The organism is Nevskia soli (assembly GCF_903970205.1).
Lineage (GTDB): Bacteria > Acidobacteriota > Terriglobia > Bryobacterales > Bryobacteraceae > Bog-113.
On sequence record NZ_CAJCHS010000344.1, the window covers coordinates 1 to 21,629 of the forward strand.

A 21,629-nucleotide genomic window follows, 5' to 3' on the forward strand; every position below is an offset into this window, starting at 1 on the left:
AGGCCAACAAGGGCGAGTTCATTGAGGAAGAAGAGATGGACGCACGCTTAGAGCAGATGTTGCGCTCGTGAAGCATGCGCATCCGCTGGACGCCGGCCGCCGCAGCGGACTTGCAGGGCATTAGCGATTACCTTAAAGATCGCCATCCGCATTATCGAGATACTACCTTGCGTAATTTGTATCGGGCGATCACGGGCTTGAAACGGTCGCCGCGCCGCGGCCGACCGGGAGGTGAGCCAGGAACCCGCGAGATACTGTTTCCCCCGATGCCTTATGTCGCCGTGTATCGCGTCGGCGATGAGGCAATCGAAGTCTTGCGAATCTATCACGCCGCGCAGGATCGGCCTTGATGCCTTACTGCGACGAGCTTTTCGATAGTGCTGCTCAATTAGGTACTTCCGTTCAGCCCGCCGTCAAAGGCATTTGAAGATTGAATTTCCGCAGCACCAGCTCCATTATGTTCGTTCGGGGACACGGGTAACAGAGCCGCGACGGTGACGGAGCGGTAACGGCCCGGAAATCCAGCGTAATTAGTCAGGGCTGCTGCCATCATCTTCTTCTTCGTTGAACAGACCGGAGTTACCGGATAAGGTCGCTTGCGGCTTCGGCGGAAGATAGTCGCGGCCTAGGTTCAACCGGAGCGGCCCGTGCATCGAGCCGTCGGGCCAGGAACTGGTCTGCGTGCGTGCCGCGTTCTGAGCCAGCCAGTCACACCGGTTGTTATCTTCATGCGCGGCGTGACCCTTGGCCCACACCCAGTTTGTTCTGTGAATTCCAACTAGCTCGTCCAATTCGATCCAAAGGTCGACGTTGCGAACGGGGTGGGACTTCTTCCACCAGTGGCGCCGTTTCCAGTGCACGACCCACACGGTGATTCCTCGCAGAACGTACTCGGAATCCGTTGTAACCTCCACTTCGCACGGCTCTTTGAACGCGAGAAGGCCTTGGATCGCCGCCATCAGTTCCATTCGGTTGTTAGTGGTACCGGGGTCGTAACCGAAAAGCTCCTTCTTGACCGCGCCGAATCGTAGAATGCAAGCCCAGCCACCCGGACCAGGATTGCCCAGGCACGATCCGTCTGTGATTAAAGAAGCCTTTTTCATCTTAGGCTAGCCGGAGGTTGTAGTAACCGCTCCGTCGCCGTCACGGCTCGGTAACTAAGAACGTGTTGTGGCACGGACCGTTTAAATTGCAAGTCCGAAAAAGGATAAGATTTCCCGGCGTCCGCGAGTAGTTAGAGAAAGCGCCCGAGTATCAAGCTCCTGACTTACCCATCTTCTCTTAAGTGCAGCGGATAAGATCGCGGCGCCAAGCGCCCCGCCGATATGGGGGCGCCGTTCACTCCAGTCCAGACATGCGCATGCGAATCGACGCCGCCGGCTTCGGGTCTGTTCGATATCGATACCGAAGCTTTCAAATCCGGTCGATCCCGCTGCCGTCAGATCGTAGGTTTTCGTCAGCCATCGCAGTTCGTGGAAACGATCGTGAAGCATAACTCCAAGTGTCCCGGCTATGTGGTCATAACAAGTGCGGGCGGCGCATAACGGGCGGGGTGCGCTGGATACAAACGGCTTATAGGGAACACCGGCCAGAACTCTTAGTCCTTCAAGAACGCTCGCGACGTCCGGCCCGGTCAGACTATGGTAGCGGCGCTTGCCTTGTACAAGGATCGTTATAAGATGCTCTTCTTCTAACCGCTTCAAATGCGCGCTGGCCGTTGACGCACTCACGTCCGCCACGATGGCCAGTTCGGTACTGGTCCGGGCGCGACCATCCATCAGGGAATATAGAATGCGGGCTCGCGCCGGCTCACCGATCGCCGCGGCTATACCGGAAACGGCTGCGTCACTCTCGTAGCTATCTTTCATACTTCGCTCGTAAACGAAGTATGGCATGTTCAGTCGTACTTCTCGTACACGATCTGCTTCCGATCGAAACCAAGCTCGCGCAGGCGGCCGCGAACATCGTCAACCATCTCTTTGAGGCCGCAGATATAGATCACAAAATCGCGGCGCTCACCGATCGCGTCCAGAACGTGCTGTTGCACGCGGCCATTGCGTCCCATCCAGACATCTGTCGGACGCGTCAGGGTAGGAAGAAAGCTGAAGTTCGCATGGGCGCGCGCGAGATCCTCAAATTCGTCCCGATACAGTAAGCCATGCTCGTGCCGTACGCCGAAGATCAACTTATACTCATGCGCGGGATCTTCGGCAAGCCGCTGTAGCAACATGCCGCGGAACGGTGCGATTCCGGTGCCCGTTGCGACGCAAATGGTGTGCGCGGGCTGGCGAAAAATGAATCCGCCATACGGGCCTTTGGCTTCGATTTCGTCCCCCGGCTGCATGGCGAAGAGCAGCGGGCTCATGAAGCCTTCCTCGACTAAATTGAGGCAGAACTCGACGCGGTTGGCTTGCGGGACGGAGGCGATCGAATACGCGCGGGTGATCGGCTTGCCGTTGATTTCGGCAGTGAGCGAAATGAACTGGCCCGGCACGAATCCGAACGTCTCGACATCCGCGATTTCGAACACGAAATTCCGCGTGTTGGGAGCGAGCTCACGAGAACTAAGGAGGCGAGCCCGGTGCGCGGCGTGGGCCCCGGGAGTCATGGCGCGGGCGCCTCGCGGGCACGGTCCACCAGGATGGCGCTCAGCGCGGGATGGCCGTCGAGCGGTGGAGCGACGCGAATCGATAGCCCGGGGTACTTCTGGCGCGCGATGTCCACCAGTTCCGGAAGATCGCGCTGCAGGTGCAAGCCCAGCGTCAGGAAGTAAGGAACCACCACGACGTCGTCCGCGCCGCGTGAGGCAACCGCGGCGATCGCGTCGGGCAGCAGGGGACGGCCGCCATCCAGAAACGCCGTCTCATACAATGCAAAGCCGCCATCGGCGGAAGCCTGCGCGGCGACCGCGCGAACCGCGTCATTGGCGGATTCCACGGAAGACCCGTGGGCGAAGATGACGTATCCGGTCATGCGGGATGCACCGCGTCATTCGCCGCGGGATGCACCGCGTCCTGCAAGGCCGATTTCACGTCCGTGTAGCGGAATTCGTAGCCGCTTTTCAGAGTCGCCTCGGGCAGCACTTTCTGGCTTCCCAGGAGCACTTCACTCATCTCGCCGAACATCATCTTGAGCGCGAACTCAGGTACGGTCATTTTAGTAGGCTCTCCCATCACTTGCCCCAACGCCTCGGTCAGGGCCTCATTGCGGGCGGGATGCGGCGCGGTCCCGTTCAATACTCCGGAAACCTCGTTCTCCACGGCGAACTTATAGATGCCGACACTATCGCTCATGTGAATCCAAGGCATCCATTGCTTGCCCGATCCCAGTTTGCCGCCCATCTTACTCTTGAACGCGGACACGAGGCGATCCACCGCTCCGCCGCCCGAACCGAGCACGACGCCGGTCCGAATCTTGACGACGCGAAGTCCGATCTCCATGGCGCGATCCGCCGCGCGCTCCCATTCCTGGCAAACTCCCGCCAGAAAGCTGTCGCCCGGTGCGGACGTTTCCACCAGTTCTTCTTCGCCTCGATCCCCGTAATAGCCGGTGGCGGATGAGCAAACCAGAACGCGCGGCTTGTGCGCTGCCGCGCTGATGCCGTCGATCAGATGGCCTACGCCCTTCACGCGGCTATCGCGGATTTTCTTCTTCAGCTCGTCGTTCCATCTCTTGGCAACGCTCTCCCCCGAGAGATACACGACAGCGTCCACGCCGTCGAGACTTCCCTCAGGCGGAATGCCCGACACAGGGTCCCACTTCAGGCTTCCATCCTGACCCGAGCGGCTCCACACGCGCACGGTGTGACCCGCCGCTTCGAGGGCGGGCCGCAATCGCGATCCGATAAAACCGGTACCGCCGCTAACGACGATGTTCATCTTTCAACTGTAGCGAGCGACAGGGGATCAGTTCCCCTCGCAGCGATGGCGTTGATCTGTTCGATGTACGCCTTGGTGTCGGTTTTGCGTTCCATGCCGCCGATCGAGAGATAGCGCAGCACGCCGAAGATGGGCCGCTGGAACCACGGACGGTCGTGCAGCCCAAAGCACCAGAGGATATTTGTGTAGGTGTTCGGATCGCGGCCGTCGAGCGCATAGCGGTCATGCAGGTGGATCATCAGCTGGAGCGCGTCCGCGTACGTCCGCGTCCATTCGATGATTTTCTTACCCCAGTACATGCGATAGTAGCCGTGCATTTTGCCGCGCAGCAGCAGTTCCTTTTGCGTGGCGTTCCACAGCGCGTCGTAGGTTTGCGCTTGCTCGAGTTGTTGGGGTGAATAGACCGGATCCCGCTCGTCCCTGGCGTGCTCACGCATCGTTTTCCGGGCCCATTCGGGAAGGTCGCCGAAGCCTTCAAGGTCCGTCGCAAAGCGCGCGTAGTTGAAGGCGAGCTCGCGGCGGACGATCAGCTCTTCGAGGAATGCATCGGCGTTGAGGCGGTGGGCGCGCGCGTATTCCCTGGTTTGCAAAGCAATCTCAAGGGATGAGATTTGCCCGAAATGCAGATAGGGGCTGAGATTGGATGTCGCATTCGTGCTCGGTTCGTTGCGCGCGTCCGCGTAGTCTTTGAGGTGCTGGGTCAGGAAGAGGCGCAACCGCGCGCTGGCCGAATCGCTCCCGCCGCGAAAGGCGGTCGAAGGCGGAACGCTGTGGTCAACCTCGCAGGAGGCTACCAGTTCAGCGATATTCCCTGGCGTCACCTTGACATGGAAGTCCGGGGGTTTGCCGCGCCAGGCCCGCTTCGGCTTTAGCTCGGGCGCGGGATGCAGGAACTCGGGCAGCAGCTTGGTGATTTTGGGACGAATGGTATAGGCCGCGTATTCATGTTTCTGGAATCGGTTCATCGGGACAATGCAGCTTGAGTCGACCGTGAAGAAAGCGCGGTTGATCCTGGCGGGGACGCGCGCGTTATGCTCGGCTGCGATGAACGTCGGGTAATCATCGGTGACCACGGCGGCAGCGCGTTCGGACAGGCGGTAGACGATGTCGTTGGCGTCCGAGCGCTTGCGGCGAAGATAGAAAGCATAGCCGATCCCGCGCTCCTTCAGCGCTTTCCCGGTTCCGGGTACCGCTTCGATGACAAACGTGTGCAGACGATCGTTCGCCTGCCGGTACGTGCATGTAAGTCCCTCGTAAAACAAGACGGGCAGGTCCAGCTGGTTTGCTAGTTCAATTGCATAATCCAGGGCGTGATTGAAGTGCGCCCGCCGGTTCATTTGGGACCAGTAGAGAACGTAATCGGCTTTCTCGTTCAACGGAACGTCATTCTGTTTGACCACCCTGTCGTTTTCGACCTGCGCATCGCTTACCATTTCAGAACCCAAACCATTGATAGACTGAGCCTTTCATGCTGAATTCGAAGACGCTACGAAGCGTCGTGCTGGCGGTGATCGCCGGATGTACGTGCGCCGCGGGTTCAGACAGCGCTTCAGATACCGCTTTAGACACTGCGCAAACGGCTTCCCTCTCTCGCGACGCGCGGCCTACCACACCCAGCCACGAAACGCTGGATTACGCGGTCGAATGGCGGCTGATCAACGCCGGGCACGCCAAGGTGGACTGGTATGAATCGCCCGCACTGAAGAGCGGCTGGGAAGCTAAGCTTCACATTCAATCCGTTGGCCTGGTGTCGCGATTGTTCTACGTGTCGGACGATTACACGACGCAGATGACGGGCGGCCTGTGCGCCACCAGCACCTATATGGCGGCGCGCGAGGGCAGCCGCAGCCGGGACACGAAAGTCACTTACGATGCTAACTCCAAGCGCGCCGACTACTTCGAGAAAGACCTGAAGAGTAACGCGGTTTTGAAGAAACAAATCGATATTCCGCCGTGCGTTCACGATATTATCGGCGCGCTATACGCCTTGCGTTCCATGAATCTGGAGCCGGGAAAAACCACCACCATTCCTGTCGCGAACGGTAAGAAGAGCGTGTCTCTTAAAATCGAGGCCAAAGCTCGCGAGGAGATCAAGGTTCCGTCCGGCACGCAGAAGACGATCCGCTACGAAGTTTTTGCGTTCGACAATCAGCTTTATAACCGGCCGGGCCATCTGCATATCTGGTTGACAGATGACGCCCGGCACCTTCCGGTGCAAATTCAAATCCGCCTGCAATTTACCATCGGCACGATCACGCTGCGGCTTGAGAAGGAAACGCATTCGTGAAACCGGCGTTTGCGCTCCTCGCGGCGACCGCGCTGGCTTCCATAACCGCGTTGGCTTCCATACAGGATGCGGTTCTGTCGCCGGATGATGCTCTGAAGCTCTTCACGAACATCGAGCAGCTGATGGAATCGACCGCCGCTTCGATTGCGGATCTGCACGTGGCGACTGCCTCGCTGCTCGCCACGACGAAAAACACGCTCACCGCTTTGCAAAGGCAGCGCACGAACGCCCCGCTGACCGCCCAGCTCGTACGCGAGACTCGCGAGTTTCTGGCGATCGCGGATGCCACCCCGAAACCGTATCCGTTCGAACCGGCGTCGCAACAGCAGTTCGCCGAGCTTCGTTCCGACTTCGCGCGCCTGGAAGCGCACTTCACTGGCTTGATCGCGGCCAAGGAGGCCCAGCTAGGCGCGCCCGACCCGGATGACGTGAGGCGCTATGCCGACGAAAACGCCCGGATGTCGGCGCCCGGCGTGAACCCGCGGGTCGTCTTCATGGGCGACTCCATTACCGACTTCTGGCATCTGAACGAGTACTTCACCGGACGCGATTTCGTAAACCGGGGCATCAGCGGGCAGATCACAAGCCAGATGCTGGCGCGCATGAAGACGGACGTAATCGACCTGCATCCGCGCGCCCTTCTGATCCTGGCGGGGACCAACGACATCGCGCGCGGAACGCCGATCGACATTATCGAGGACGACCTGATCCTGATGGCCGAACTGGCCCGCGAACACCAGATCAAAGTGCTGATCGCTTCCGTGCTGCCGGTGAGTGAAGCGCGGACGGAACGGCCGATCCAAACCATCCAGCAGCTGAATAGCTGGATCGAGCAGTACTGCAAGCAGACCGGCGCAACTTACGTGGATTATTCCGCGAAGCTGCGCGGGCCCGGCGGCTACCTGCAAGGCGATCTGGCGGATGACGGGCTGCATCCGAACTCGCAGGGTTACCGGCTGATGGCGCCCGTCGCGATCAGCGCGATCGATGGCGCGCTGGGCCGCAGCACCACACCTGTGGAGACCGAGCGCCGCCGCCGGGTACATGTGTTTTAGCCGTAACGCTGCCGGACTTTCAAACGCCTAAAATAAGAATGATGTCCCGATTTATCAGCGTGATGTTGGCGCTCTGCAGCGTGCTCTTCGTCAACCAGCTGCCGGCCGATCAAACGATGACCGTGAAGCAGCTCGAGGAATTCGTTCGTTCCTCCGTGAAGCAGAAGTTCGGCGATAAAGAGGTCGCTCAATATCTGGCGCACATGAAGCTGACGGAGAAGCTGGATCAGGATACGATCGAGACGCTGGAAGGCCAGGGCGCCGGCCCGAAGACGGTGGCCGCGCTGAAGAGCCTGGCGACGGCATCCGCGAGTCTCACGCCGCCTCCGCAACCGGCCAGCGCTGCCGCCGCCGCGAAACCCGCGGGTCCTGTGGGCGGTCCCCCGCCCTCGTATGAAGAAGAGCAGCAGATCATCCGCGATATGAGCGACTACGCGATGAATTACACCAGCCGCCTGCCGGACTTTCTGTGCTCGCAAGTGACGCGCCGCTACCAGGACCCGCGGCATCGCGATTCCTGGATCACCGACAGTACGGTGATCACCAAAGTTTCCTACGTGGAAGGCCACGAGAATTACGAAGTGAAGCTGGTCAATAATACGTTGGTTTCGAATAAGTCGCTGGAGCAGTTAGATGGGGCGATTTCGACCGGAGAGTTCGGCAGCATGATGCGCGAGATCTTCGATCCCAATTCAGAAGCGGAATTTCACTTTGAGCGCTGGGGTAAGCTCCGCGGCAATATTACTTACGTGTTCACCTATGCGATTGACCAGGAACACTCGAAGTTCTCGATCGACTGGGCTCACAAGGAACGAGTGGTCACAGCTTACAAAGGCGAGATTCACGTCGATAAGAAGACACACACAATTTCACGAATTACTTCCGAAGCGGTGAATATTCCGCCTTCGTTCCCGGTGCGTTCCGCGACAACGATTGTGGACTACGACAGTGCGCAGGTCGGCACGGGAAGTTATATTCTTCCGCTGAAGGCCGAGATGCACATGAGCGATGCCGAGGTCGCGATGAAGAACGTGACGGAGTTCCGATCCTATCGTAAGTTCAGCGCGGATTCCGCGATTAGTTACGACGTGGACGACAAAGCGCTCGATGATGCGAAGACTAAGGAAGAAACGCCGCCTACTCCGGCCGCTCCGAAGTAAAGTGCTCTAGGCTGGCATTGACGCCAAGCGGAAAAGACGCGAAAGGCGGGAAGAGGGGACAGAAACGCGCGTGAAGGTCCGGGACGGAGATGATTCTGCTCTCAGTGCTCGGGAGCATCAGGCGGCGGCCATCCTCAGACCTCTTACGCCAGGGTCCGAACTCATACGTAAGTTGATCTCATAAACCTTGCAGCCACTGCGGCAACTCTACAGCGCGGTGTACAACTATTCCATTCCGCGCGGTCAGTACGAGTTCGTGGGCCTCGCCGGAGTTGTCGTAAACCTTGGCGACATCAACTTTGGGGATTGCGAGTTTCAGGTTAGCGAGGCTCCGGGAGTATCTGCGCCGTACATCTACATCTGGAATGAAGTGTCCTCCGTGTTGGGCCCGCGAGCGTACACGCACAATGTTTTCCTCGGGAGTATCGAGCGCGACGAAGATGAGGTGAGTCTCGTAACCTCGCGAGCGGGCATCGTCAATCAGAGCAATGCTGGCGTGGCTCGAAAGGGTTGTTTCCACCGCGAAGCTCTCGCCATGCATGAAATACTCTTCAATACGCCTCAACACTTCTCTTCCGGCCGCGATGGCGACGCTTTGCGGGTTCGAGGGATTCATCTCGCGCGCAACCGCATCCGGGTCGACCAGCAGGCCGCGCCCGCGGAGTTCCACGGATTCGGTGAGCGTCGACTTACCCGATCCGTTTGGCCCCGCGACCAATGTCAGGGTTGGCAACGTTACCTAGGCCGCGGCCGCAGTCAATTCACGAATAACTTCGTAGTTGCTTCCGGAAGGAGCGCCGGGGATCCAGCGGATTTCGAACTTTCGACCATCCGGTTGCTGCATCACATATAAACCGTCATGGTCGCGGTAGAACACAGGTAATCCCGCCGCAAGCGTCGCCAGGAAAGCGCGGTGTCCGGCCTGCCGGACCGCCTCGTCGAACTCGTCGCTCATGATGTCGTAGATCATAACTCTAGCCTAGCTCTTTTTCGGCGCGGTTTTATGAGTGGGTGTAGCGGTCGCCGGAGCCGGTCCAACGCGTCGAATCACAACACTCGTGATCACTACCGGCGTATCGGGTTTGTCGTTCGAATCGCGGGGAACCTGCGTGATCTTCGTGACCACGTCCTGACCCGTCACCACTTGCCCGAAAATCGTATGCTTGCCGTTCAGGTAAGTCGGCATGCCATCGGTGATGAAGAATTGCGTCGCGCCGGTGTGCGGCTGGCCGGTGTTGGCCATGGCAAGGCGGCCGTTTTGCTCGAAGGTCAGGCTGGGATCGAACTCGTCGGGGATCGTCGCCACGCCGCCGTTGCCCATTCCCGTGCCGGTCGGGTCGCCGCCCTGAATCATGAAGCCCGGAATCACGCGATGAAAGGTGATTCCGTTATAGTACGGACGCATCACCTGCTTGCCCGTCTTCGGATCGGTCCAAGGCTTCTTGCCGGTCGCCAGTGCAACGAAGTTCTTGACGGTAATCGGCGCTTCCTTCTCGAACAGTTTGCAAACGATGCGGCCCTGGGTGGTGTTGAAGGCGGCGTACAGACCCGGTTCCGAGGGGAATGTCTGGGTTGGATCCACCGGCGCCGCAGCCCGGTGCGCCGCGCCCGTTTTGGTCGAGGATTTGGTCGAAGTCGAGCTAGATTGCGCGAAGGCAAGCGTAGAAACAAGAAGAAAGAGAGATAGCTTACGCATAAGTGATCGGAACTAGCATTATACTGTTCGTCTATGAAGCTTCGGGTTCCGGCGCTAGTCATGCTAGCGGCTGTCGTGTGGGCCGCTCCGGCCGTCAACGTGGCCGGAAAATGGACCGGCACGATCGACGTTCATGACGCGGGTAGCGGCGCGGACATTCCGACACCTGTCTCGGTCGAGTTCGCCGTATCCGACGCAGGCGCGATCACCGGAAGTATTGGGCGCGAAGGCGAGCCTTCGGTCCCTATTCAAAAGGCGAAAGTGGCCGGCGATCTACTGACCTTTGAGGCGGCGAACGAAGAAACGAACGGACCGATGGTGTTTACGCTGCACGTTGCCGGCGACCAACTTTCGGGTGAGATGAAAGGCTCGATCGACGTCCAGCCGATTACAGCGAAAGTCACGCTGACGCGGCAGCACTAACGACTTACTTCTTTAGCTCCGCCTGCAACTGCAGGTACACCGTCTCCTCAAAGGTGCGCTTGATGCGCTCCGCGGTCAACGTCTCGCCGGTGTGCGGCAAATCGCCCTTCTCGCAACGGGCGAGCAACGCGCGGGCTTCGGCATCGTCCGGCACGCGTGCCAGCACTTCCCGAAAGCTCTTGGCCGCATCGGCAACCTGACCGGCTTTCCACTGCGCGTACCCGAGGTTGAACCAGTAATCGGGATCGGCCTGATCGCCTTCCAGCGCCTTCTTGAAGTTCTCGATGGCTTCCGGCCGATTGGTACGAAGCTGCGCCGCGCCCAGATCGTTAAACACTTCGTTGAGCGGCACTTCGGCGGCGACGGCTTGCAGCACTTTCACCGCGTCGTCCATTTCGTTGTTGTAGTAACGGCAAAGCCCCAGCAGGAATTGCGCTTCGTGGAAATGGGAATCGGAGGGCGCCACCTTCCGGAACCAGTCAATCGCGGTCTTATAGCTTTTCTTGTCGAAAGACATCCGGCCCAGTTGGAAAGCAGGTTCGCTGTACTGCGGATCGATCTGCGCCGACTGCGTAAACAGTTTCTGCTTGGCTTCGGGAGACTCGGCCAGGAGTCCCCGGATATAACCTTCGACCGCTTCGACACGCACCGGCGGACGGGCTTTCAGGAAGTCCGCCTGCGGAGGCGCGGAGTGCGGACGCAGGTAGTACACACACTGCCAGGCCAGGCGCGATTCCAGCAAACTTAGATCTTCGAGCGGCCCGGACTCGAAGAACTGCGGCCCGGTGCGCAGATTCTTGGCATCGATGATATTCACGGTCAGCTTCAGAGTGCCGCGCGATTTGGTGTCGCCGTTAGTATCCCCCGCCGGCGCGGGCGCCAGTTCGTAGTGGCCGAACAGAATCTGGCCGGCGTCCAGCGATTCTCCGATCCGCAAAACCGTCGCTCGCGTCAGTACGACGCCGGACCGCACGGCAAGGCGGCGGTAGACCTCGACGCGATCCTCACGCGATAACGCCAGAATGCCGGCCCCGGCCAGCGATTCGCGCAAGTTTTCCGCGACGCTCTCGCCGATCCAGTCCAGATTCGGGTTGGTGGTCTGGTTGAAGAACGGCAGCGTCGCAACGGTATCGGCGGCCGGCAAAACGGCTGTTGTGAGGATCCCGATGGCGAGGGGAAGCCAAAGCCGGGAAGGACGGAACTGCACTACTTCAAGCTTAACAATCGGGGTCTAACAATCGAGCGACCAACCGCATGGCCGCTTCCTCTGCGTCGCGGTCTGTCCCGAATCCCTCGATGCGCGCGATGCCGGGTTCGTGCCGAAACCACGTGACCTGCCGTTTCGCATAACGGCGCGTGTCGCGCTTCATCTGCTCCAGTGCTGCTTCGCGAGAAAGAGCGCCGCTGAGAAACGCCAGCCCTTCTTTGTAGCCGAGCGATTCGAACGGCTTCGCCGATTGAGGCACGCCAGCGTCGAGCAAACTTCGAATTTCAGGAAGCAGCCCGCCGTCGAACATCTGTTCGCAGCGCTGGTCGAGCGCTGCGTAAAGTGCCCCGCGAGGAGGGAACAATCCGATCTTTAACACTTCATAACCTTCGAGCTTTTCAGGTGGTTGTTGTGAGGAAGCGTTGCGCGATGAGAGAGTCCGGATTTCGATCGCGCGAATGAGCTTCGGCGCATCGTTGGGGTGAATGCGCGCGGCAGACACGGGGTCAAAACGCCGCAGCCAGCGATGCAGGACGCCGGAGCGGCGTCGTTCCGCGGCAGTCAGTGCCGCGCGTAGCGATTCGTCGCGAGGCGGAGCGGGCGAGAGACCGTCGACCAGCGCGCGCAGGTAAAATCCCGTGCCTCCGCAAAGAATCGGCAGGTTACCGCGTTCCGAAATTTCCCGAACCGCGTCGCGCCCGAGCCGGGCAAAATCCCCCGCCGTGAAACCTTTCGCCGGTTCCGCAACATCTATCAAGCAGTGCTGAATGCCGCCGCGCTCGGGAATAGGGAGTTTCGCTGTCCCGATGTCGAACCCGCGATAGACCTGCATGGAATCGCAGTTGACGATTTCCCCGCCGAATTGCCGCGCCAGTTTGATCGCGAGCGCGCTTTTCCCGGATCCGGTCGGGCCGCAGACCGCGACCAGCGGCCGGTATCTCACAACCATTCCTCTTTGACGAACAGGTACAGAACGGCACCGGGATTGCTCGAATTCGGCGTTATACTGACTAGTAACCTCGCTTTATGCTGCCCGCTGGCCTTGACGGGCGGGGAAAGATAAGAACTCACTCCAATGATCAGTTTGTTGCGTTCGCTATGGCAAGTCAGCATTCCCGCCACCCTTGCGGTTGGTATCGCGGCTTCGCCTCTTTGCGCGCAGAACAAGCCCGCTCAGGATCCGGCCGCGCCATCGGGACAAGCCGCGCCGAAACAAGCCGCGGCGACTGAAAAGAACGCGGCCACCGATCGCGCTTCCGCATATTACAACTTCTCCATGGGCCACCTCTATGCGGAAATGGCCCAGGCGTATAACCGGCAGGACTATGTCAACAAGGCCATCGACTTTTACCGGCTGGCGCTGAAACAGGACCCGTCGGTTAGCTTCATCACCGAGGAGTTGACCGATCTTTACATCCAGTCCGGTCAACTCAACAAGGCGGTGACCGAGGCGGAAGACCTTCTGAAGCGGAACCCGGACGATCTCGGCGCCCATCGTGTGCTCGGCCGCGTCTACACCCGGCTGATTGGCGATCCGCAAGGCCAGCAGGGCAAGATCGACGAAAAGATGTTGCAGCGTTCGATCGAGCAATACGCGATCATCGCGCAGAAAGATCCGGACGATACCGAGAGTGCGCTATTGCTCGCGCGCCTGTATCGGCTGAACCACGACACCGCGAATGCCGAGAAGAGCTTCAAAGCAGTGATCGCGAAAGAGTCGGATAACGACGAAGCGCTCACCGGTCTGGCGGGCATTTATTCCGAGCGCGGCGATACCAAACAAGCGATTGACCTGCTGAAACGTTCCTCGGACGAGAACCCGACGCCGCGTACGCTGGTCACGCTCGCGCAACTTTATGAGCAGTCGAACGACTACGGGGATGCCGCCAACGCGTGGCAGGGCGCGCTCGAGTTGGCGCCGGACAACGATCGCTGGCGCCGTGCTCTGGCGCAGGATCTTCTCTTCTCCGATCGCCTGGCCGAAGCACGCAAGCTCTACGAGGCTCTCGTTGCCGAAGATCCGCATGACGCTGTCGTGCAGTTGCGGCTCTCCGAGCTATATCTCCAGCAGCATGAAATTCCAAAATCGCGGGCGGCGTGGACCAAGGCGCACGAAGCGGATCCGGACAACCTGGAAGTGAAGTACGACGAAGTGGCGCTGCTCGACGCCGAAGGCAAGACGGATGATGCCATCAAGGCGATGAAGAGCATCATCGATTCGTCCACGAAGCCGGAGTACAACACGGCGGAACGCGCGCAGCGTGACCGGCTTATCGAACGCCTCGGGAATCTGTACCGTTCCTCTGGAAAGTACCAGCAGGCCATTGCGGCTTACCGCGATATCAGCCCGGACGATAGCGAAAATGGTCCTCGCGCCGAGTATTTGACGATTGAAACCTACCGGCAGATGAAGGACATGGCAGCGGCGCGCCGTGAGTCGGATGCGGCGATGAAGAAGTACCCCAAGGATCGCCTGGTAGTCATCGAGCACGCGACGTTGCTGGCCGATGGGGGGCAGGTCGATCGAGCGATCAACGAAATCGATGGTTTGAAAGACGGCAAGAACGATCGCGAGCTTCTACTGGCGGATGCGCAGCTGCTCGAGAAGGCCAAGCGCTTCACCGATGAGCAGCGCCTGTTGGACCAGGCCGAACAATTGAGTACGACGACTTCCGACAAGATTACGGTGCGGTTCGCCCGCGGCGCGATGCTCGAAAAGATGAAGGATTTCGACGGCGCGGAAGCGGCGTTCCGCGCCATCATCAAAGATGACCCGGATAACGCGGGTGCTTTGAACTACCTCGGATACATGCTCGCGGATCGGGACCAGCGCCTCGATGAAGCGCAAAAGTTGATCTCGAAGGCACTGGAAATCGACCCGCAAAACGGCGCGTATCTCGATAGTCTGGGCTGGGTTTACTATCGCCAGAATCTGCTGGACAACGCCGAGAGCAATCTTCGCCTGGCGCTCGAACGAATGGGGAACGACCCCACGGTTCACGATCATCTCGGCGATGTGCTCATGAAAGAAGGCAAGGTCAAGGAAGCCATTGCGCAATGGCAATCGTCGTTAAAGAGCTACGACGAGGCGGCGGGGAATTCCGATACCGATCCGGCCGACATGGCCAAGGTTCAACGTAAGCTGGAAGACGCCCGCGTCCGCGTGGCCCGTCAGGGGCGTGCAGGCGACGTGCGCTGAACACCCCGCTTATCGAGTTTCGCCGCGCGACGGTAATGCGCGGCCGGCATGCCGCTTTATCCAACCTGAACCTGACGATCGCGCGCGGAGAAAGTGTCGCGATCCTGGGTCCAAATGGATGCGGGAAGAGCACGCTCATCGGCGCTATTTTGCGCGAGTTTTATCCGCTGGCCGCTAAAGAATCAGGTAACGAACCAGCTAAAGAATCAGGTAAAGAACCGGCAGTCCGCATTCTCGGCCGCGACCTTTGGAACCTGGAAGAGCTGCGGGCGCTGATCGGGATCGTTAAGAACAATCTGTTGCCGCCCAAGGCCGGCGTGGTTTCCGCACGCGAGCTCGTTGTTTCCAGCTTTTTCGGCAGCGTCGGTCTGTGGAACCATCAGCAGCCGACCGCGGCGATGTGGCGGGCAGCGGACGAAGCGCTCGAGCGCACGCGCGCTTCGCATTTGGCGGACCGAGACATCGACGAGCTATCTTCCGGCGAAGCGCGGCGCGTCGAGATTGCCCGCGCGCTTGCGCACCGGCCGGGAACCTTGCTGCTGGATGAGCCGGCGAATCATCTGGACCCCCGTGCGCAAGCTGAATTGCGCACCTTGGTTCGTGACCTGATCCGGGAAGGCACGGCGATCATCATGGTCACGCATCACGTCGCGGACGTGGTTCCGGAAATCGGCCGCATTATCCTCATGCGTTCCGGAGCCATTTACGCGGACGGTTCGCGGCGCGAGATCTTGCGGAGCGAGGTATTGAGCGCTCTATTCGATCATCCAATAGCGATTGGTGATTCATAAGATGCTGCCCTGGGAACTTGCCGCTGAGGCATCGGTTTCGCCTGGAATCATCGGCGGCAGGGTATAGCGATCCACCGCGCGATCCGGTTTCCCTTCTTTCGGCGCGCGCTGTCGGCAGAGATCCCGTGTTCGCGTACATCTGCCGGTATAACTGGGCGGATGCCTACCATGCTCATGGCGACGACGTTTCACAGTGCTGGGACGGGCAGGTCTCCGCGCAGTACAATTTCCGAGCACGTTTCCAAATTTCTCAAACGAGTGTACCTGGAAACAAAGCAGCATTGCCACTAGGTAAAATCCTAGTTTTCTATGAGTAGCTTGCGGAGTTCGACGACGGCCGGAGCAACCGCAAGCGTCTGTGTCTCCGGCTAAGAAATAACCTGAAACAACTTAGAGCCGAAATTCAGGCTACTTTGCGGCGTGCTATCGTTCGCATTGAATCCCGCCGATATCCGAACTAAGTAGGCACCGGTTCCGGCGGGGGATCCGCTGTTCGCAGTGCCACCCCAGGTAAAAGTCGAAAGCTCGTTTGTCGTGTAAGACGCCCAATCGGAAATCAACTTGATTTGCGTAACCCGATCGGTGGGTCCGACCTGGCGCTCATCCAGGCCTTCGTTGTCCTGAATGATCTCAACTCGTCCGTTAGCGGCCTGAGGCCACTGATAAGTTATCGTTAAGCCGGCGCCCATCGGTACCGACGAGGCGCTTAGGCTCGGAATTCCGGAGTACGGCCACAACAGATGCGGTCCGATAAAGTTCAGGTTCTCCGGCGCGTCGCCGTGTGTGATCACCTGCGTGGAGACTTGCTGGGCGCTCGGACCCATTCCGGCCACTGCCATGAAATCGAGATGCGTTGCATGATACTTGACGGTACCGAGCATCATTTGCATGCACATCCGGTCAACCGCAACCGGGTTCTTTCCGGCTAATACCACGCCGGCATTGACCGGCGAACCGTAAATCGGGCCGTTACCCTGCATCCCATAAATTCCGGCAATCACGGAAAAATGCAGTGGCACGACTCTGTGGATATCGGTAACTGCCTCGGCGACGGAAAGCTCATGCGGGTTCGATCTGGGGACTTGTCCTATAACGTCATATTGCGTTGGAAGAAAGAGTCCGAAGTAGTTCTTACAGGTCATTGTCACCGTAGCCCAGGTATGAGTCTTCATCGCTGAGCACGATATGAATACCGCGTTTGGTGTGAGCAGCGTGTGCGGCAGCCAGATGTTCCGGTACACATATCCGTTCAGAACGGGAGTCAGTGTCTCGGGGTCCTGGTCAAGATCGACTAAGGTGACATTCGGATAACTGGCAAACATGGCCGTGTAGCCGCAATAGGCAAAGGGCGGCGCGCCGTCTTGTTGACCGGTTGCGGAAAACTGGGCGGCCTCCACGATGTAAATCTGTGTGGCTCCATTCTGGATACATAGATCGACGACCGCCTGACAGACGTTCGGATCGGTTGTAGTTCCGGTCGTATACAGTTGTTGGATCACGAGATTCACTTTGATAACAACCGGCAATCCGCTTACATTGGGGAATTCGCCCGCGGGTAGAGATGCGATGGCGGCCTGGGCGGCAGCGTATCCATCGGTTGCACTTGTTGTAAAGCCGGTCGCGATACCGACGTGATACGGGGCGCCTGATCGAGCGTGGACGGCTTGCGCGCGTCTGGCGAGGAATGTCGCCGCGGTACCGGCGGCGAGAGTAGAGATTAGCCTCCGGCGAGTAAGACTGCTTTCGGCTAGATTTGTCACGGGGCTACGGAGCTCCTTATACTTCTTTCTAAAGTGTAGGACTTTTAAGCGCGGTTATCGCGTACAGCGGATGTGGGGAACGCGCGACTTGGTTCTCTTTCTCTCTATCGCCGCTGGGTAGCCTCGTGCTAGGCTCTCTTGCTAGCCTCTCTTGCTAGGCTCCTTGCTACACTACGGCTGCCGATGAAGCTAGCCACGTTTCAGCACGATTTACATGCCCATGCCGGGGCGATTACGGGCGACGAGGTCGTCAGCCTCAAGAGCTCCGGTTTTCCCACCGTCCTTTCGTTCCTCGAAGCCGGTCCCGAAGCTGCACTCCGTCTCGAAGTTCTGTTATCCAAGCCACCCGACGACGCGGTGTTTCCGCTCTCTCAGGTCAAACTGCTCGCGCCTATTCCGAGGCCGCCGAAGATCATCTGCATCGGGTTGAATTACCGCGATCACGCCATCGAAACCAACAGCCCGATCCCGACGATTCCTGTGGTCTTCAGCAAGTTTCCCAACGTCGTCATTGGACCCGGCGAGCCGATCGTGCTGCCTCGCAATTCCGAGAAGCCGGACTACGAAGCCGAACTCGCGGTAGTGATCGGCAAAGGCGGCCGCCACATCGCCGCGGAAAACGCGCTCGACCACGTGTTCGGATATATGAACTTCAATGACGTGAGCGCGCGCGATTTTCAACTGGCGACGTCGCAATGGACGATCGGCAAAACGTTCGATACGTTCGCTCCGATGGGGCCGTGGATCGTCTCGAAGAACGAAATCGCCGATCCGCACAACTTACGAATCGGCTGCACGATCGACGGCGAGCAGATGCAGGATTCGAACACGCGCGAGCTGATCTTCCGCATCCCGGAACTGATCGCATACTTGTCGAGCGTGTTCACCCTGGAAGAGGGCGACGTGATCGCAACCGGAACTCCGCCGGGGGTCGGCATGGCGCGGAAACCCCCGCGCTGGCTGCGGGCAGGAGACAATGTAACAGTGGCCATTGAGGGTTTGGGGGAGTTGCGGAATCCGGTGGTGGCCGAGCAGTGAAACGCCGCCGTTGGAGCAGAATTGCGGCGCTGCTGGCGTTCTGCTGTCTGTGCGTTTCCGTGTTTGCGGTTAACGTGCTGGCCGGCAAGAAAAAGAAAGACGAAATCACGCAGACGCTGGCGGCGCCGCCGGAACCGCCTGCGGCCGTGGCGGCAAATACGCGCCGTCTGGTGTTCCATACGTCGCCGCTGAGCGGGCGTGGACTGCTCTCGCAACAGACGAAAGACGCGCTGCATGACCTTCTGCGGCAGAACGAGGGGATGCAGATTGTCAAGATCCGCGCGTTTGTAGTTGGCGCGGGCGATCTGCGGCGCATCCCGCAATTGGTCGGCGAAATTCTGGGCGAGAAGAAACACCAGCAGCTGCCGGCCGTTAGTGTAGTCCTGGGCGGAGGACTTCCCGTGGAAGGAGCGCAGGTCGCGCTCGAATCGATATCCGAAGCGAAGCGCGACGTCAACCCGAACGGGCTCCTGTTCACCGGGCTTCGCAAGCGCGAGGCGGAACGGCCCGGGCAGCGTCTCTCCGAGTTAGCCGACCAGTCGATTGCCGATATCGCGGCGGCGTTAGCCGGCCATGGCGAAGTCCTGGAGGTCACCTGCTTCCTCACCCGCCTGGAGGAAGCATCGCGCGTCACCAACATCATTGCGGATCGGTTCCCTGGAGCTACGTCGAGTGTCGTGCAGGCGCAGCGCGCGGCGTCGCCTCAATCGGTGGCATGCGAGGCTATAGCCCGCGCGGGCGCCGTCGCGGGAAATGCTCCGGGCGTGGTTGCGTTGAACGCCGGGCGAGCGGTCTTCACCGGAACCCAAGTCGCGTATGGTTTCAATGATGACGACGCGCGCCTCGCGTTCAAGCGGTTGGACCATGTGCTCGAGGGGTTTGGCACGAACCTGAAGAAGGCGGCGGAGATCGACGTTTACCCGCTCTCGCCATCGATCGCCGCGCAAACGCGCAAGGTTGAACCGGAGTTCGTGGATCCGTCGTTGACAGCGGTGCTGGAGATTCCGTTTGAAAGCGTTCCGGGCCTGGATGCCAGCTTCGCGGTTGAAGCCGTTGCGCCCGTCACACCCTAAGCGAGCAAGGATCGAGCCATGAACGTTCCCAAACGCGTTGTCACTTTCGGCGAGATCATGCTGCGTCTGGCGCCGCCGGGTTTTGAACGCATCCTGCAGACCGGCACGTTCGTCGCGACTTTCGGCGGCGGCGAAGCCAATGTCGCGGTGGCCGTGCAGACTCTGGGGTGGCCGTCTTCGTTCGTGACGGTCTTGCCGACGGCGAATCCGATCGCGGACGCGCTGATTTATCAACTGCGCGGGTTCGGTGTTGGCACCGGCGACATCGTGCGCGCCAAGGGCCGCATGGGCGTTTATTACGTCGAGAGCGGCGCGAATCAGCGGCCATCGAAAGTGGTCTATGACCGCGATTACTCGGCGATCTCTCTAGCGGGGCCGGGTGCCGTCGATTGGACGCGCGCATTCGATGGAGCAAGCTGGTTCCATATCACGGGAATTACGCCGGCACTCAGCGCGTCGTGCGCAGACCTGGCGATTGAATCGGTGAAGGCCGCGAAAGCCGCCGGCCTGCACGTCTCGTGCGATCTGAATTACCGCAAGAACTTATGGAAGTGGGGCAAGACCGCTGCCGAAGTCATGCCGTTGCTCGTTCCGTTCACCGACACGCTGATCGCGAACGAGGAGGACATTCAGGCGGCGCTCGGAATTGCGGCCGCATCGGATGTTCACTCCGGACATTTGGACGCGGATGTCTATCGCGGGCTCGCCGAACGCGTTCTGAACGACTATCCGGGGCTGTCAAATGTTGCGATCACCTTGCGCGAAAGCCACAGCGCGTCGCACAATGGGTGGTCGGCGTGCCTGCATGACGGGAAGGAATTTCTGTTGAGTCGCAAGTACGAGATCACGCATATCGTGGACCGCGTGGGAGGCGGCGACGCCTTCGCCGGCGGGCTGATCTACGGCCTGCTGGCCCTCGAATCGCATCGCGAGGCGCTCGAGTTCGCGGTCGCGCTCTCGTGCCTCAAGCACTCGATTCCGGGCGATTTTTCCCGGTTCACCGCCGATGAAGTCAGGAACTTGATGAAGGGAGATACCTCAGGACGTGTCCAGCGCTAGTGCAGTAAGACAACGAACGGTGCGGCAGCTTCGAGACCTGCAAGGGATCGGGCCGGCCATGTTGAAGGACTTCGAGCTGCTGAATGTTCGCAGCGTCCAGCAGCTTGCGGAAGAGGATGGGCTGGAGTTGTATGAGCGGCTCAACCACTTGTCGGGGACGCGGCAGGACCCGTGCGTTCTGGATACGTTTCGCTGCGCCGTGGCTCAGGCCAAGAATCCGCGTCTATCGGATGAAAAGAGGAACTGGTGGTATTGGTCGCGAAGGCGGAAAGCGAACGTGCTGTAAAGACGACCTGTAAACTCCCTACGGAGTTGAAACCGGGAGCAGCGTTTTGTGCTAGCATGCGTGGCATCCCTGAAAGGAGAGTCCAATGCGTTCTCTCACAACGTTGCTCTCATTTGCGTTGGGATGCGCTTCGAACGTGATCGTGGCTCGTGCGCAGTCTCCGACAACGCCTGGCCCGGAAGTGAAGAAGCTGGCAGTAATGGTCGGCAAGTTCACCGTCGAAGACGAAGTGAAAGCCGGGGCAATGGGGCCGAACTCGCCGGCGACGAAGTTCAGTGGCACTGACGATTGCAGATGGACGGCAGGCGGCTTCGCTGTGATATGCGAGGCAGCACTCTATCGACCCGGAAGGAAATACACGGAAGCTTCCTTCGTCTACTACGATCCCACGTCCAAGACATACCTGTACCACGCAGTCGACAGTTCAGGAGGAGTAGAAAACAAGACTGGTACGGTGAGCGGCGACGTATGGACTTGGCTTGGGGAGAGCAATTTTGGCGGGAAGATGTATCACACCCGGTACATCATGAAGTTTGTTTCAGCCGACTCCTACGAATACACCGACGAGTCGGGCGAAAGCGAAAGCTCCATGAAGGTGTTCGTGAGCGGGAAAGAGACTCGCGTCACTGCCACCAAGCCAGCGAAGTCGCAATCGAAGCAATGACGGGCGTTCAGTCATTAGTTCCAAGCTAACAGGCAACCGGAACTTAACTGTCA

At 59.4% G+C, this 21,629-nt stretch carries 24 protein-coding genes; 12 read left to right on the top strand and 12 right to left on the bottom strand.

The window, feature by feature from the left end:
• Positions 1 to 74: 74 nt before the first annotated feature.
• Positions 75 to 350, top strand: coding sequence for a type II toxin-antitoxin system RelE/ParE family toxin (locus tag H1Y01_RS20120; RefSeq protein ID WP_180541330.1), 276 nt, complete (start codon positions 75 to 77; stop codon positions 348 to 350).
• Positions 351 to 530: 180 nt separating this feature from the next.
• Here the strand turns inward: H1Y01_RS20120 and rnhA are convergent, their stop codons facing one another.
• The 6 genes from rnhA to H1Y01_RS15075 form a co-directional block, all read right to left on the bottom strand.
• Positions 531 to 1,103: a ribonuclease HI gene (gene rnhA / locus H1Y01_RS15050; RefSeq protein ID WP_180541331.1), complete on the bottom strand. Its 573-nt coding sequence runs from the start codon at positions 1,101 to 1,103 to the stop codon at positions 531 to 533.
• Positions 1,104 to 1,184: 81 nt separating this feature from the next.
• Positions 1,185 to 1,868, bottom strand: coding sequence for an ArsR/SmtB family transcription factor (locus tag H1Y01_RS15055; protein WP_180541332.1), 684 nt, complete (start codon positions 1,866 to 1,868; stop codon positions 1,185 to 1,187).
• A 29-nt stretch (positions 1,869 to 1,897) separates the two neighbouring features.
• On the bottom strand, positions 1,898 to 2,608 hold the full coding sequence (locus H1Y01_RS15060; protein ID WP_180541333.1) for a ferredoxin--NADP reductase: 711 nt from the start codon (positions 2,606 to 2,608) through the stop codon (positions 1,898 to 1,900).
• A complete protein-coding gene (locus H1Y01_RS15065) occupies positions 2,605 to 2,973 on the bottom strand; it encodes a sirohydrochlorin chelatase (RefSeq protein WP_180541334.1) in 369 nt (122 codons plus the stop codon). Before H1Y01_RS15065 ends, H1Y01_RS15060 begins: the two co-directional genes overlap by 4 nt.
• A complete protein-coding gene (locus H1Y01_RS15070; RefSeq protein WP_180541335.1) occupies positions 2,970 to 3,878 on the bottom strand; it encodes a TIGR01777 family oxidoreductase in 909 nt (302 codons plus the stop codon). Before H1Y01_RS15070 ends, H1Y01_RS15065 begins: the two co-directional genes overlap by 4 nt.
• Positions 3,875 to 5,311 carry a deoxyribodipyrimidine photo-lyase gene (locus tag H1Y01_RS15075; RefSeq protein WP_180541336.1) on the bottom strand — a complete coding sequence of 479 codons (1,437 nt, stop codon included), beginning with the start codon at positions 5,309 to 5,311 and terminating at the stop codon, positions 3,875 to 3,877. The genes H1Y01_RS15070 and H1Y01_RS15075 overlap by 4 nt, the downstream gene beginning before the upstream one ends.
• Before the next feature lie 35 nt (positions 5,312 to 5,346).
• On the opposite strand from H1Y01_RS15075, the gene H1Y01_RS15080 reads away from it, so the two are divergent.
• The 3 genes from H1Y01_RS15080 to H1Y01_RS15090 are packed head-to-tail and all read left to right on the top strand — an operon-like array spanning position 5,347 to position 8,380.
• Positions 5,347 to 6,165 carry a DUF3108 domain-containing protein gene (locus H1Y01_RS15080; protein ID WP_180541337.1) on the top strand — a complete coding sequence of 273 codons (819 nt, stop codon included), beginning with the start codon at positions 5,347 to 5,349 and terminating at the stop codon, positions 6,163 to 6,165.
• Positions 6,162 to 7,220 carry an SGNH/GDSL hydrolase family protein gene (locus H1Y01_RS15085; protein WP_180541338.1) on the top strand — a complete coding sequence of 353 codons (1,059 nt, stop codon included), beginning with the start codon at positions 6,162 to 6,164 and terminating at the stop codon, positions 7,218 to 7,220. The genes H1Y01_RS15080 and H1Y01_RS15085 overlap by 4 nt, the downstream gene beginning before the upstream one ends.
• A 38-nt stretch (positions 7,221 to 7,258) precedes the next feature.
• Complete coding sequence (locus tag H1Y01_RS15090) at positions 7,259 to 8,380, top strand: hypothetical protein (RefSeq protein WP_180541339.1); 1,122 nt, start codon at positions 7,259 to 7,261, stop codon at positions 8,378 to 8,380.
• A gap of 178 nt (positions 8,381 to 8,558) precedes the next feature.
• On the opposite strand, the gene H1Y01_RS15095 is transcribed toward H1Y01_RS15090, so the two are convergent.
• Genes H1Y01_RS15095 through H1Y01_RS15105 form a run of 3 tightly spaced genes read right to left on the bottom strand, consistent with a single transcriptional unit; the run spans position 8,559 to position 10,076 of the window.
• A complete protein-coding gene (locus H1Y01_RS15095) occupies positions 8,559 to 9,113 on the bottom strand; it encodes a zeta toxin family protein (protein WP_180541340.1) in 555 nt (184 codons plus the stop codon).
• Between the two features lie 6 nt (positions 9,114 to 9,119).
• Positions 9,120 to 9,350, bottom strand: a complete 231-nt coding sequence (locus H1Y01_RS15100; RefSeq protein WP_180541341.1) for a hypothetical protein — start codon at positions 9,348 to 9,350, stop codon at positions 9,120 to 9,122.
• Between the two features lie 9 nt (positions 9,351 to 9,359).
• Complete coding sequence (locus H1Y01_RS15105; RefSeq protein WP_180541342.1) at positions 9,360 to 10,076, bottom strand: peptidylprolyl isomerase; 717 nt, start codon at positions 10,074 to 10,076, stop codon at positions 9,360 to 9,362.
• A 33-nt stretch (positions 10,077 to 10,109) separates the two neighbouring features.
• Between H1Y01_RS15105 and H1Y01_RS15110 the strand changes: the two genes are divergently transcribed.
• The gene (locus H1Y01_RS15110; protein ID WP_180541343.1) at positions 10,110 to 10,499 is read left to right on the top strand and encodes a hypothetical protein; all 390 of its coding nucleotides are present in this window, start codon (positions 10,110 to 10,112) and stop codon (positions 10,497 to 10,499) included.
• A gap of 4 nt (positions 10,500 to 10,503) precedes the next feature.
• Here the strand turns inward: H1Y01_RS15110 and H1Y01_RS15115 are convergent, their stop codons facing one another.
• Together H1Y01_RS15115 and miaA are read right to left on the bottom strand one after the other, a co-directional pair.
• Positions 10,504 to 11,706: a tetratricopeptide repeat protein gene (locus H1Y01_RS15115; protein ID WP_180541344.1), complete on the bottom strand. Its 1,203-nt coding sequence runs from the start codon at positions 11,704 to 11,706 to the stop codon at positions 10,504 to 10,506.
• A 10-nt stretch (positions 11,707 to 11,716) separates the two neighbouring features.
• Positions 11,717 to 12,649, bottom strand: a complete 933-nt coding sequence (miaA, locus tag H1Y01_RS15120) for a tRNA (adenosine(37)-N6)-dimethylallyltransferase MiaA (RefSeq protein WP_219341578.1) — start codon at positions 12,647 to 12,649, stop codon at positions 11,717 to 11,719.
• 132 nt (positions 12,650 to 12,781) lie between these two features.
• On the opposite strand from miaA, the gene H1Y01_RS15125 reads away from it, so the two are divergent.
• Both H1Y01_RS15125 and H1Y01_RS15130 read left to right on the top strand, forming a co-directional pair.
• Entirely contained in the window at positions 12,782 to 14,905 is a 2,124-nt protein-coding gene (locus H1Y01_RS15125) for a tetratricopeptide repeat protein (RefSeq protein WP_180541346.1), read from the top strand.
• 35 nt (positions 14,906 to 14,940) lie between these two features.
• Entirely contained in the window at positions 14,941 to 15,696 is a 756-nt protein-coding gene (locus H1Y01_RS15130) for an ABC transporter ATP-binding protein (protein ID WP_180541347.1), read from the top strand.
• Positions 15,697 to 16,064: 368 nt separating this feature from the next.
• Here the strand turns inward: H1Y01_RS15130 and H1Y01_RS15135 are convergent, their stop codons facing one another.
• Positions 16,065 to 17,456, bottom strand: coding sequence for a DUF362 domain-containing protein (locus tag H1Y01_RS15135; protein WP_180541348.1), 1,392 nt, complete (start codon positions 17,454 to 17,456; stop codon positions 16,065 to 16,067).
• 183 nt (positions 17,457 to 17,639) lie between these two features.
• Here H1Y01_RS15135 and H1Y01_RS15140 point away from each other — a divergent pair, with 183 nt between their 5' ends.
• From H1Y01_RS15140 to H1Y01_RS15160, 5 genes are all read left to right on the top strand, one after another.
• On the top strand, positions 17,640 to 18,494 hold the full coding sequence (locus H1Y01_RS15140) for a fumarylacetoacetate hydrolase family protein (protein ID WP_180541349.1): 855 nt from the start codon (positions 17,640 to 17,642) through the stop codon (positions 18,492 to 18,494).
• Positions 18,491 to 19,567 carry a hypothetical protein gene (locus H1Y01_RS15145; RefSeq protein WP_180541350.1) on the top strand — a complete coding sequence of 359 codons (1,077 nt, stop codon included), beginning with the start codon at positions 18,491 to 18,493 and terminating at the stop codon, positions 19,565 to 19,567. The genes H1Y01_RS15140 and H1Y01_RS15145 overlap by 4 nt, the downstream gene beginning before the upstream one ends.
• 18 nt (positions 19,568 to 19,585) lie before the next feature.
• Positions 19,586 to 20,626: a sugar kinase gene (locus H1Y01_RS15150; RefSeq protein ID WP_180541351.1), complete on the top strand. Its 1,041-nt coding sequence runs from the start codon at positions 19,586 to 19,588 to the stop codon at positions 20,624 to 20,626.
• A 19-nt stretch (positions 20,627 to 20,645) separates the two neighbouring features.
• Positions 20,646 to 20,912, top strand: coding sequence for a helix-hairpin-helix domain-containing protein (locus tag H1Y01_RS15155; RefSeq protein WP_180541352.1), 267 nt, complete (start codon positions 20,646 to 20,648; stop codon positions 20,910 to 20,912).
• An 85-nt stretch (positions 20,913 to 20,997) separates the two neighbouring features.
• Positions 20,998 to 21,576 carry a DUF1579 domain-containing protein gene (locus H1Y01_RS15160; RefSeq protein WP_257644463.1) on the top strand — a complete coding sequence of 193 codons (579 nt, stop codon included), beginning with the start codon at positions 20,998 to 21,000 and terminating at the stop codon, positions 21,574 to 21,576.
• Positions 21,577 to 21,629 lie beyond the last annotated feature (53 nt).